This is a genomic window from bacterium (genome assembly GCA_016699595.1).
GTDB lineage: Bacteria > Patescibacteriota > Dojkabacteria.
In genome coordinates, this window is sequence record CP064982.1 from 491083 (window position 1) to 503554 (window position 12472).

Annotated in this window: 9 protein-coding genes; 1 reads left to right on the forward strand and 8 read right to left on the reverse strand. The window is 32.6% G+C overall.

The features are described from left to right. Positions 1 to 93: 93 nt before the first annotated feature. From IPJ91_02410 to IPJ91_02440, 7 genes are all read right to left on the reverse strand, one after another. The gene (locus IPJ91_02410) at positions 94 to 2469 is read right to left on the reverse strand and encodes a type IV secretory system conjugative DNA transfer family protein (protein QQR93289.1); all 2376 of its coding nucleotides are present in this window, start codon (positions 2467 to 2469) and stop codon (positions 94 to 96) included. A 404-nt stretch (positions 2470 to 2873) separates the two neighbouring features. Continuing rightward, a complete protein-coding gene (locus IPJ91_02415) occupies positions 2874 to 5378 on the reverse strand; it encodes a hypothetical protein (protein QQR93290.1) in 2505 nt (834 codons plus the stop codon). A gap of 25 nt (positions 5379 to 5403) precedes the next feature. Beyond that, positions 5404 to 6636 (reverse strand): rod shape-determining protein, encoded by a 1233-nt coding sequence (locus tag IPJ91_02420; GenBank protein ID QQR93291.1) that lies wholly within the window; start codon positions 6634 to 6636, stop codon positions 5404 to 5406. Positions 6637 to 6645: 9 nt separating this feature from the next. After that, positions 6646 to 7251 carry a hypothetical protein gene (locus IPJ91_02425; protein ID QQR93292.1) on the reverse strand — a complete coding sequence of 202 codons (606 nt, stop codon included), beginning with the start codon at positions 7249 to 7251 and terminating at the stop codon, positions 6646 to 6648. 45 nt (positions 7252 to 7296) lie between these two features. Beyond that, on the reverse strand, positions 7297 to 8382 hold the full coding sequence (locus IPJ91_02430) for an AAA family ATPase (GenBank protein ID QQR93293.1): 1086 nt from the start codon (positions 8380 to 8382) through the stop codon (positions 7297 to 7299). A 75-nt stretch (positions 8383 to 8457) separates the two neighbouring features. Then, positions 8458 to 9669: a hypothetical protein gene (locus IPJ91_02435; GenBank protein ID QQR93294.1), complete on the reverse strand. Its 1212-nt coding sequence runs from the start codon at positions 9667 to 9669 to the stop codon at positions 8458 to 8460. A 17-nt stretch (positions 9670 to 9686) separates the two neighbouring features. After that, positions 9687 to 9893 carry a hypothetical protein gene (locus tag IPJ91_02440; GenBank protein ID QQR93295.1) on the reverse strand — a complete coding sequence of 69 codons (207 nt, stop codon included), beginning with the start codon at positions 9891 to 9893 and terminating at the stop codon, positions 9687 to 9689. Between the two features lie 118 nt (positions 9894 to 10011). Between IPJ91_02440 and IPJ91_02445 the strand changes: the two genes are divergently transcribed. Continuing rightward, a complete protein-coding gene (locus tag IPJ91_02445; GenBank protein ID QQR93296.1) occupies positions 10012 to 10965 on the forward strand; it encodes a D-alanyl-D-alanine carboxypeptidase in 954 nt (317 codons plus the stop codon). A 37-nt stretch (positions 10966 to 11002) separates the two neighbouring features. Here IPJ91_02445 and IPJ91_02450 read toward each other — a convergent pair whose 3' ends face one another. Continuing rightward, on the reverse strand, positions 11003 to 12469 hold the full coding sequence (locus IPJ91_02450; GenBank protein ID QQR93297.1) for an aldehyde dehydrogenase family protein: 1467 nt from the start codon (positions 12467 to 12469) through the stop codon (positions 11003 to 11005). Positions 12470 to 12472: the final 3 nt, after the last annotated feature.

The window sequence follows — 12472 nt, forward strand, 5'->3', positions numbered from 1 at the left end:
GATCTAACTAACAAATTATTTATCTACATCTAAGATAGACTGTAAATACTGTAATATTTCATCTACTTTTATCTGTTTTGTCGTAGATAAGTTCTACATTCTTCCTCTTCCCTGTATCTCTTGATCAACTGCATTTCTATCCCTTCCATACCTGAGTCTTGACAACTCTTTGATATTTCTAAATGTCCTTTCATTGACTGGGTACTCTGTTCCAGCTATTATTGTTGGCTTTACTGAATCATAGAATGTGCTCATTGAAAATGGCGGAGGATATTCACCGTTTACGAGAAGTTTGATATAAGCATTGAAGTTTTCTAAGTTTATCAAGTCGTTCTGTGAAAATATAGGTGCGAATTCATTTTGCAAATAACTTGCATCTTCAACTCCAACTTTGAATGACAGCATAGTACCAACATTACCAAATACAGCATGTTTGATTTTCTCATCAATTTGGGCTATATATTGATTCCCTATAATCAGATTTAATCTATATTTTCTTGCTTCAGACAATATTTGGGCAAATTCTTCAGAAGCAAAATTTTGAAACTCATCAACATAAAGATAAAAATCCTTTCTGTCACTTTCATTCATATCAGCTCTACTCATAGCAGCAGACAATATCTTTGGAATCAATAACAATCCCAAAAATTGTGCATTTTCTTCACCAACTAAACCTTTTGATAAATTTACAATTAAAATTTTCTGTTCATCCATTACTTTTCTAAAGTCAAACGAAGATACTGATTGACCGAGTATATTTCTCATCATCCTATTCGTGATAAATCTATCAAACTTAGAAATAATGTAACCTAAAACTTCAGATTTATGAAATTCATTTGTTTGAGCAATTTCTTTTTCCCAATACTCTCTAACTAGCGGATCTTGAATATATGGCAAGTACATTTTTTTCAAAAATTGATAGTCATATAAAATTCTTGCAACTTCAACCAATGTACCTCCAGGTCTTGACATAACTGTAAGTAATGCATTTCGAACTGATCTTTCAAGTCTAGGTCCAACTATACCTTGCTTGTTTGGGTCAAACATTTTGTAAAGCAAACCGATAAATGAATTTGCAACACGATGTTTATCATCTTCAGAGTAAGCTTCTACGATATTGAATGCTAATGGTCTCTCAACATCAGCTGGATTGAAATAAATGACATCTTCAGCCCTCTCAGATGGAATTCTTTCAAGTACCCATTCTGCAGCATCTCCATGAGGATCGAGATACGCAATGCCGTGCCCCTGTTTGATATCTTGAATAATCATTGATTGCATAGCATATGATTTCCCAGCTCCAGTTTTTCCAACCATGTACATATGCCTCCTTCTATCATCAGGTGCAATCCAAACTTGTTTTTTTGAACCTCGAAAAATTGAATTTCCAAGCCAAACACCTGGTGGTCCAGAAGGCACCTCTTCTGATGCAGGTGCTCTTTTACTTAACAGCCAATGTATATAAGGTGTTTGCACATTCTTGTTTGGAAAGTGAAATACTGTTGCTAGTTCTTCAGTATTTAGAGTAGTTGTTTGTCTTGGATTTCTATAAATAAAATCTTCTTCAAATTGTTTTTTTTGCTTTTCGTTTTTAAATTTAACCTTTTTGAATCTATTGGAACCTTGAAGTTCCATAGGATCAAACGAGGCAAGTACATTTTCTACATGCATTTTTGCGACTTCAATAGTTTTTGAAGCTGCTACAACCCTGATATCTACCAAGAAACCTACTTTTAGAGTTTTCTTCTCAACGCTACCTACTGATTCATCATCTCTAGGTTTTGACTTCTTTCCCTCTTCGGAACTGCCTGAATCTCGTACAGATTTGATAAATGATCTCCCTGCCTTTCGCCATTTTTTACTAGCTGGGGTTATCAAAATTTGCACTGCAACACCTTCACCTTCATTCATCCGACTCATAGCAGTTGTTACAGCTGACATAGTATCCACATGCAATTCAGAAAATACCTTTATAGGTTTATACGAAACTTCAGCAAGCTTCAAGCCTGCATATTCAACCACTGAATCTTCATGAAATATATTGTATTCATCTACTTCTTTCACATCTGCCTCCTGGTAGCTTGCATGTATTTGTTTTTCAACCAGTTGGGAAATTTTTTTGGGAACTATGACATAAAATCTTATAGACTCAGGAAGTCCCACTATCTCAAAAGAAACATAGTTTGGAGTTTTGAATAATTTTTCGTGCCACTTCGTAGGAACGGACGAAATAGATGTAAGTGCAGCAAACATCTGTTCTGCAGCGTGTACATCAACATCATTCGCTTTTGGTAACCTAACTTCATAACAAACACTATTCAAAGCTCTTTTCAATTGTTGTTCTTCTCTTCGTCTTCGTGCAAACATCATAAATAATCCTATCCCAATAGCTACAAGCAAAGTAAGTAATATCAATAAAACTAAGTATAATATGGCAGATGAATTTGAAGTTGATGATACTGTTGTCATTTATTTTGATCGTTAGCAGTTTACAAAAACATTTGTAAAGTCTTTATACACAAATTTCAGGTTTGTCTTTTGTTTGAGATATAAATATTTGCAAGAATCTTACTAAATGTAAATACACATACTTACATAAATATTATTATAATTATTGTAATTGTAACCCAGGTAATACCTTACGTCATTTCTAATTTGATCAGTTACAACTACTTCAAAAATATCATCACGGTTCTATTGAACTACAGTTACTTGTTACATAATTTCTTTAATTTATCAAACAGAGCCAAAAATCGTGTAGTTATCCCTAACAAATAATTAAAAATATTTGCCAGTTTTCAAAGCTTACTCTAAAATGAATTTTCTCGCAATTTATAAACTATTTTTAACAAAGACACTTTCTTTAAAAGAAATTATAAATTTATCTCTTTCACAATTATCTCTATATTAGCAAAATTTGTTGGAAGTTTCTGCAAAAACTTTGGAAGAAACTTTGGTTGGATGGTTGCTGAAACTATCTGCATTTTGTCATTTGACAAAGTCATAACTTCGCTCTGACTCTTACCCGATATAGATTTTTTTAGTTCAAGTGACGAAAACTCTGGTAAGGTTGAGGCGTTTATATGCAAAGAGAATATTATATTGTCAGCATTTACCCTGATATTATCGAATGAATAGTCAAACCTTTCAGTAATTTCCTGAGTATACTCTGAGACTCCATTACCCGTCAATTCTTTCTTTTTAACTTGGTATAGTTCTTTTGCTTTTGCCTCTATTGTCCCCTTATCCAGTCCCTTAACTATCCCTTTGATTGTCACAGTAGCTGAAACTTCCTCTGCTTGTGCCCCAATTTGTGTAGAATATTCTTCTTTAACTATAGTATATTCCGGTTCTTGAGAAAGAAGAATAAAGCTATCTTTTGTCTTTGTTGTCAATTCACTTTTGATTTCTTCTTTAAGTTTATTCGATAGCTTTGAATTTAATTCATCTTTTTCTTTTTGCGAAAAAATTAAGACCATATTTGTCTTCCCACCTGCTATATTGTTTGAAAAATTTGCAACAAGTTCGTCTGCGCTATAGTTAGCAACTTTGCCTGTAGTATAAGTTGTACCAGTTATATTGTAATCCTCTCCAGATACAGTAGCAGTTATTGGTATCTGTGCTAGTAAACCATACACTGTGCCAGTGATTTGCTGAGTAGCATTAGGAACTACTCCACCTTTTGAAGCCTCATATTCAAGTGTCTTACCTCCTGCAGTTATAATTACTTTATAATTTTGTGGTAAAGTTATAGGGTTCGGTGTTTTATTGTATATATTGATAAATCCAGTAGCTTTAGAACCATTATCAACTTTGTTTGTAATTGTAACATTGTCAGAAGATGTTTTCTCAATCTCAACAGGTACAATGGCTAGACCTCCATTTTGATCTGTAGTCTTAGCTTCAATATCTTGAATAATCTCAATTTTGATAGGTTTCGGTTCAATAGTAACTTGAGCTGTTCTAAGAGAATAAATCAACAAAACCAAAATAGGGAACAGAAGAATAATCGGCATCAAAATCATTATCTTTTTACCACGGAACAGCCCATCTGCTTTACCAAAAAAGTCAAGTATACTTTTCTGTAAATTCTGCAGAACAAACTTAAGTTTAGGAAATAATACGTCCATTAATCTCTTACCTAGATATTTATTTGATTGAATTGAACGACTAGTTTTCTCTCCCTTGATACCTTTCATGTACACTCTATCATTAAATATACTAGCTCGTTTTTTCTTTATAGAAACACCTTTTGCAATATTTACCTCTAGAGCTTTAGCTCTACCCTTTACCTCGTGGGGAAACTTTACCTTGCTTAAAAAATGTTTTAGAGAGTTTCTCTCAACTTTAGAATATATTGGACCTATCTCTTGATCTACTGAATCTAAATTAGGGTTAACCCAATTTATTTCGCTTTGATTATTTATGTCATTAATTATATCTTCTGAAGGATTTTTTTTTTGGAGAATTGAAGCTTCCTCTATGCCATCTTCAATAATTTTACCTGAGACTTCATCGAATTCAGCAACATCACCACCAGCAACTAAAATGAAATTCTCATCTATAATCAGTTTTCCTCTTCGTAATTTTGGTGCTGTGTTTGGGGTGGTCTCACTGTCTTTCTGAGCTTTATAAGTATTGTACAATTCCTCAAATGTAGGTTGCTTTTGTACTTCATCTTCTAATGATTCCTCAACAGTACTAATTAGAATACTTTCATCACTATTTACAGTTTTTATTGAGTTTCTAGCACTTTCAGATGAAGTATCTTCGAGAGTTTCAGGTTTGTCGTCATTTTGATTTTCAATTAGTAAGTTCAAAGTATTTTCTTCGTAATCAACTTTTGCATCAGCATCTTTAAGATTCTCTAGATAATCTTCATCTTTACTAGCGCTGATTAAACTTTCTTCGAGATTATCTTGAGAAATGTCTACACTCTCATTAGGATCAACGTCAAAAATTTCAGTTTTTTCTGATTCTACAATGGCAGCATTTTGACTTGCAATTTGCCTTAAAGATAATAACTTCCTTTTCGTGTTATCCATTCTTCGAGTAAAACTTTCTTTCAAATCATCTGCTATTTGCCACTTTTGACTATCAGCCTGCCCAGAATCTTGTATTACTACCAAACTCACCTGCTTTCCTAGTTTTTCAGCTTCTTTGTCTTTTGTTTGAATTATGACAATTTTGTTTAGCCTTAGAATTTCCTTTGCAAGGATTCTCAAACTTACAATATTTGTAAATACCTCTGAACCACTTGGAACAACTAGCAGAACTTTTTCACTACTAGTCTCCAGTATACTTTCAATGATAAAAGTCATCTCATCATCTACATCTAGAAAAATTTTTGTTATGTTTTGATTAGAAATCTTTGACACAATTCTATACTTATTACTTGCAAGTTTAATTTAGGAGACTTTCAAGTGCTATTGCAGAAACACTTACATCATCAATATCTGTAAGCAGATTCATTTCATCAACCAAATTTCTCAAATCTCTAGGATAAATAAGTTCTGGCTCCGGAAATTTCTCAAAAGGCAAATAGTTTAGCCAAGCAAAAGTTCTTATACTTTCTTGAATTTGAGATAACTTTGCACCTCCACCTGAAAGAAAAATTCTCGTAGGATACGTTTCTACTTCATCCATATCAGATAATGACACTTGAATCCCAGAAACTAAAACCCTAGCATCTTTTTCAAAAGCTCTTTGAATCATTTGCTTATCATTTAGTTTTATGACATCAGTTTTTGGATCTTCAGACATTCTAATTTTTATTTTTTCAGCCTTCAAATAATCAATATTTAATAATTTTTGCACCCTGTGTGTAAATGCTCTTCCTCCTAAAGCAAACATTTTTACTCCAACAAAGCTACCATTCGAAACCATAGCAACATCAGTAGTACCTGCACCTATATCAGCAAAAACTCCCGAGAATCGCTCTCTTTCCGAACCTGAATAGTTATTTGCAATTGCAAATGGCACAACAGTAATTTTGGCTATTGAAAGGCCAAGATACTCTGCAATCGTTCTGATACTTTGGATATGCTGATCTTGTGTGAACGAAAAGAAAATTTTAAATGAAACACTTTTTCCTTTGAAACCAACTAAATCACTAACTCTAAGTCCATTTATATAACAATCTTTCCTAGTAGATGAAACTTCAACTATTTCTGCATGTGAGATACCATGTTTTTTACCAATTTCGACTTTTATGCTATCACTTGTCTCCTCTCTTAGCTTGGACTCAATATCGTGAAGTTCCTCTTCAGTAATGATCTGCTCTGGCATTTCTCTTTCATAGTTTGCATAAACAACTTCACCATTAACTATTTCTCCTGCTATTCCTAAATACAAACTTTCTGGATACTCTTTGGATTCTAGATTTTTGCATGCTTCTGCGATCGCTAAGTCACAATTTTCCTTGACATTTTGTATATTTGTAATCATTCCACCCTTCATCGCACCAGCTTGTTGTCGAGATCTACCATAACCTACGGTATGTACTCTTCCATTTTCTTTGAAAAACACCAATGCTTTTACCCACTCGGTTCCAATATCAAGTGCCAAAACATTTCCCGATCTAGAATTTCTTCTTGGCTCAATATTTTGTTTTTTGAATTTATCGAAAATTGACATTAGAAAGACTTATTTATTTACAACTGAATTCAAAGCATTTTGTTTTGCTTGTTCATAAAGTTCATTACCAATTATTTTCAAAGACTGTCGTATCATTACTTTATCTTTATCACTTGCAATATTTTTATCTGTAGAATTTAAATAAGTGTTTGGAAAACTAAATTCTTTGATCTTCTGTGGATTTTTTTTGACATCAAATGTATTTGTTCCTAAGTATTCTGCATAAAATAAAGTATTTGAAAATGAACTTCCATTTACTTTTGGATTGTCTTTTTTATAACCATAACAACTAGCTATATAATAGTACTTTTCCAATCCTTTCATTGCTGCAGATTCATCAATACTGTAATCTATAACTCTCAAAGCACAACTATATTTGTCAGTTAACTCATTTGTTTTCAAATAATAATTTTCTAAAGTATATTTCAACATTTCTATAGTTTGTGAATCAACTTGAGATCCTGAAACGTTGGAATTATAAAGTTTATATAGGTTTTTTGAATTTACTAATGATGCATTAAATCCTAAACTTGTTACCAAAAAGAAAACATTACAACAACAAGATAATATTAGCAATACAGTTAAAATTATTATTAAAATACTTTTAGTGTTCATAATATTAAAAATTAAAACTATAAACTTATGAAAATTGAATAAGTTTTACGAATAAACTCCAATATCTTCAGGTATAAACTGTCTGAAGTTTTGTGGAGAAATTTGTATACGATCAACTTTCTGCTCAACTATAATTCTTGCAACTTTCCTAGCAACATTTGTTAAATTTCTTTCAAGCTGCCTTATACCTGCGTCGAATCCAAGCGGCCTTATCATAAGTGGCCAAACATCATTTGTAAAAGTCATTTGATTTTCACTTAGTCCAGTAGCTTTCCGAATCTTTGGAAGCAAGTAGTTTTCTGCAATATTTGCCTTTTCAGCATCATTATAACTAGAGAATCGAATTATTTCCAAACGATCAAGTAAAGCAGCAGAAATCGTACCTAGTGTATTTGCAGTTGCTATGAACATTACATTTGACAAGTCAATTGGGTAATCTATATAAGCGTCCATATAAGTTCCATTTTGCTCAGGGTCAAGAATTTCAATCAAAGCTGCATTATAATCAAACCTCTCAACTTCATTTCCAGCAGTTTTATCCATTTCATCAAGCAAAATAATTGGATTCATAGTTCCAGCTCGTTGGAGTGCTTTTATGATCTGTCCCGGTTCTGCTCCTGTTACATATCTTGGCATTCCCTTCAATCTTCCAATATTTCCAAGTGCATTGAGTGAAATTCTGACAAACTTTTTATTCAAGGCTTCAGCTAATGATTTTGCCATGGTAGTTTTTCCAATACCTTGAACTCCAACAAAACATAAAATAGGTGCGTGAGAAGAATTTCCTGCAAGATTACTCATATCTTCACTTGCTCGGCTAATCTTTCCACTTTGTAAATTCATAACAGCTACATATTCAGCAATTCTATTTTTGATTTCGTTTAATCCAAAATGATTATGGTTGAGAATATCTATTGAATGATTGATTTCTAAATTATCCTTTGTGTAATTGCCAAAAGGAATTTGTAATATATTTTGGATATAATGTTCAACAATATCAAATTCTGTTGAAAAATTACCAGCATCAGCCATGCGAGAAAGCCTATCAAGCATTTTGAGTGCCTTTTCCTTCAAACCAACTGGCATACTGGAATTCTCAACTTGTATTTTTAATGACTTTATTTCATCCAATCTAAATTTATTTTACTAAAATTTGGGAAAGAAAGTAATGAAATTAGTTCAAAATGAACCAATACATTGAAACTTTCAATTTATCAATCCTTTTTTATATTTAACCCTCAAAACTCTTTCAACTGCATTATCCAACCTTTCTTCTGAAACTTCTCCATTCTCAACTCCAAGTTTAATTTGCTCAAATGCAACTTCAATCTGAGTAGGATCTGTTAGAAATAACATATCATGTCCAGCAATTACTGTTTTTGTATATTTCTCTGCTTCATCTTTGAAAACTTCAGCACTCAAATTACTTGAAATTACTATCCCACTATAATTGATTTCATTTTTCAACATATCAGTTACAAACTTTTTTGAAAAGGTAACTTGGTTATCATCAACTTTTGAATACTTTGCAGCTGAAGTCATAACAAAATCAGAGTTGTTTGCAATTTGAAAGTAAGGCTTTAAGTCACCACTTTTGAGTTCATCTAAAGTCATTTCGCTTATTTGAAAAGATTTATTTGGATCAAGTTGGAATGTTCCAGTACCTGGAAAATACTTCATAGTCGAGCTTATATTTTCATTTTGTCCTAGTATTATTTGCTCAGCAAGCGGTATCCATTTATCAAAGTTACGATCCCAACCTTGCATTTTCAAGTAGCTTGTCGAACCTAGCAAACCTTCAGTTATTGGAGAAAAATTTACATTAAATCCACCTTCGTTCAAGCTTTGCCCCTTTGACAAACCGTAGCCATAAGAAATTTTTGGAGTATTGTTTCGTTCCAGAAAATAGTAACTTACACCTGTTGACCCTTCTCCATAAAGATGATTTGTCTGATCCCAAGGAACTTTTCGCACTGCACCTCCATCATCGTCTGTAGAGATAAAAAGTTTGATTTTTGAATTTTTTTGTAAATCTTCATTGAACCTTTTAGTTGTTGCAAGATCTGAAATGTTGCTATTGGATAAGTAAATACCTCCAACATTATAAGTATCTAAGATTGTTTGAGTCGAATTAGAAAAAGTTTGACCATTTATACCAACAAACAGCATCTGTCCTATTTTCTGTTCAAGATTCATTGTCAGTACTTCTCGTTTTGGAATGTTCCTTTGTTTGTAAATTTCATACCATGATTGAAATCCCGTGATAATGTCAACCTTTTGAATATCAATTTGAGTCAAAGCATTTAGCTTATCAAGTGTAACTTGGTACTTATATTCAGTTGAAAAATAAAGCGCACTAGCTAAAGCAAGAATTATAATTCCGCCAACAATAAATAATTTTGTGAAAAAAGAAGACATAAGAATAAAGTGATTATTTAGATCAACAAAAATATCAAAACCAATATCAACATTGCTAAACTTGCCAACACTAGAACGATAATTCTATTACGAAATATCTCACTTCTCTTCCTAAAATCAAGATACAAAGGTGCCTCAAATGACAATGTACTTTGATCTTTTTCTTTTATGACGAATTTATCTTCGGAAATTTGTTGAATCTTTTGATACAATAGGCTTCGCATATGTTATATTTTATATTAGTATATGAATTAGTTCAATAGCAAGTATTTCATAACTTATAAATCTCGAGTCTTGTCACAAAACCTTCTAAATAAATCCCTTCTAACTATACTCTTATTTTTGCTATCCATCAATGTTGGTATGAAATATGCAGAAGTCTTAACGCCAATTAGTAAAAATGCAAGCGAGATGATGTTCATGATTGAAGGTGAAGAAATAAAAAGTATTCATCCTATTGCTTCAAATATTCCGAACTATTTTTTTACGAAAAATACAAGCATCAAAACATTAGCTAAATTGCACTTTGAATCTATTGATTCAAAGTCATTGCTTACAGATAGGTTGAAACTAGAAAACTTCACTGCAGAATCCATACTTATTAGCAGTACAAATGGCGATATGATATTGGATAAATCTATAAATGAACAGTTACAAGTAGCCTCAATCACAAAGTTACTTAGTATACTTACTGCACTAAAATATGAAGACAATTTAGATCTTTACTTTACTATACCCGAGGAAACAGATGAGGTTACTGGCAATGTTCTAGGGTTTCAGAAAGGTGAAAAGTATAAATTTGCAGATTTAATTGCAGCAAGTCTGATTTTTAGTTCAAATGACGCAATTAGAGCAATTGAAACAAATATAGAAGGTCTATACAGAATTAGTTTTGTTGAAGAAATGAACAAGCTAGCATCTGATCTCAATATGACGAGTAGTTCATTTGGAGATTCCATAGGCTTTGATCTTCCAAATTCATACTCTACCGCTGAAGACATTATGAAACTATCCAAGTTCGCATATCAAAATGACATTATCAGAAGATACTCTACGGTAAAAGAATTCAGGATTTATAGTGAGGGTGGAAAAGTAATTTCATTTCGTAATACGAATGAAATGCTGAAGTATGAGAATGTATATGGATTGAAAACTGGAACTACTGAGCAAGCAAAAGAGTGCTTAGTTATGATACTCAGACATTATGATACAGACTATTATGTAGTGATACTTGGATCAGGTGATAGATATCAAGATGCGACTAAAATATACCAAATTATGGAATCTTTGAAATAGCTTCTCGCAAGTTTATATACTTATAGTTAATGTTCGCTCAGAAGTTCACAACTATCTGCTTATCTATACTCATTGATTCAATTGCATCCTTCATCCCTTGAACGCCTATTCCTGAATTCTTTGTGCCCGCAAAAGGGAAATTATCTGGACCTCTATCTGATTTTGCGTTGATTTGAATCGTTGAAGATTCAAGTTGATTTGCTATATAGAATGCTTCGTTTATATCTTGAGTGAAAACATCGCTTTGAAGTCCATACTCAGAAAGATTAGCTAACTTTATCGCTTGATCTATTGTTTCTACTTGAAAAACAGGTAATATAGGTGCAAATTGTTCTTCGTCAAAAATGCGAATTTCCTTTATCTTTTTTTCATCAAAGGTAGCAGATGAAAATAGAATATTCGGATAAATCAGATTCTTATCTCTTTTAAATGGGTTTATAAAATTCATTCCTTTTGATACTGCGTCATGAAACAGTTCCTCTGCATAATTTGCAGCAGAGGTTGAAATAAGTGGAGTTATAACTACATTCGTATCAAGTGGACTTCCAACCTTCAACTTATTCATCTCAATTTGTAGTAAACTTAGAAAGACATCAAATATGTCCCCTTGTATAAGTACTTTCTTTACTGCAGTACATCTCTGACCAGAGTAACTAAATGCTCCCTTTACTATTTGTTGCACTGATTTCTGAACATCTGCTTTTTTGGTCACAATCGCTACATCCTTACCACCAAGTTCCATTAGTGGCGTCTTGAAACCAACCTTGCGTTGAGAACTTTCTGCTAAAACAGAATAAATATGTTTTCCTACTTCTGTAGAACCAGTAAAGTTCACCATATCCACATTTTCATTTTGTACTAGTAAATCACCAATTTCAGCGCCCTTCCCAGTTATAAAATTCAGAGAACCTGTTGGGAGGTTTTTCGAGAATATCTCTGCAAGTATATAGGCAACCAGACTACCTTGTGTTGCTGGTTTGAAAACAACTGTATTTCCTGCAAGAAGTGCAGGAACAATTTTCGAAACTGATAAGTTTATAGGGTAATTGAATGGTGATATACAAAGAACTACACCTATAGGAACTTTTGTTACTATTGAAACTTTTTGACTATGTTTATATCCTCGCATCATTCCAGAATCCAATACTCTACCTTCCATACTTTTTGCTATCTCACAAGATGTATAAATAAATTCAGCAGATCTAACAACTTCATCAAGTGCAGAAGCGTATGGTTTTCCAACTTCATGACTAAGAAGTTTCGCAATTTCTTCTTTTCTTAAGATAAGTTCTTCAGCAACTCTTTTGATTAGCTCTGTCTTTTCATATGTAGAAACTTCACTCCAGATTTTGTACGCATCTCTAGCAGCAGTATACGCATCATTAACTTGTAAGCCATTTGCAAGAGCAAATTCTCCCAATTCTGAATTATCAGATACAGAAAATACTTTTTGATACTTTTCAGTTTTGACTTTAATTGCATTAATTATTAGATCGTTTTTCATGTT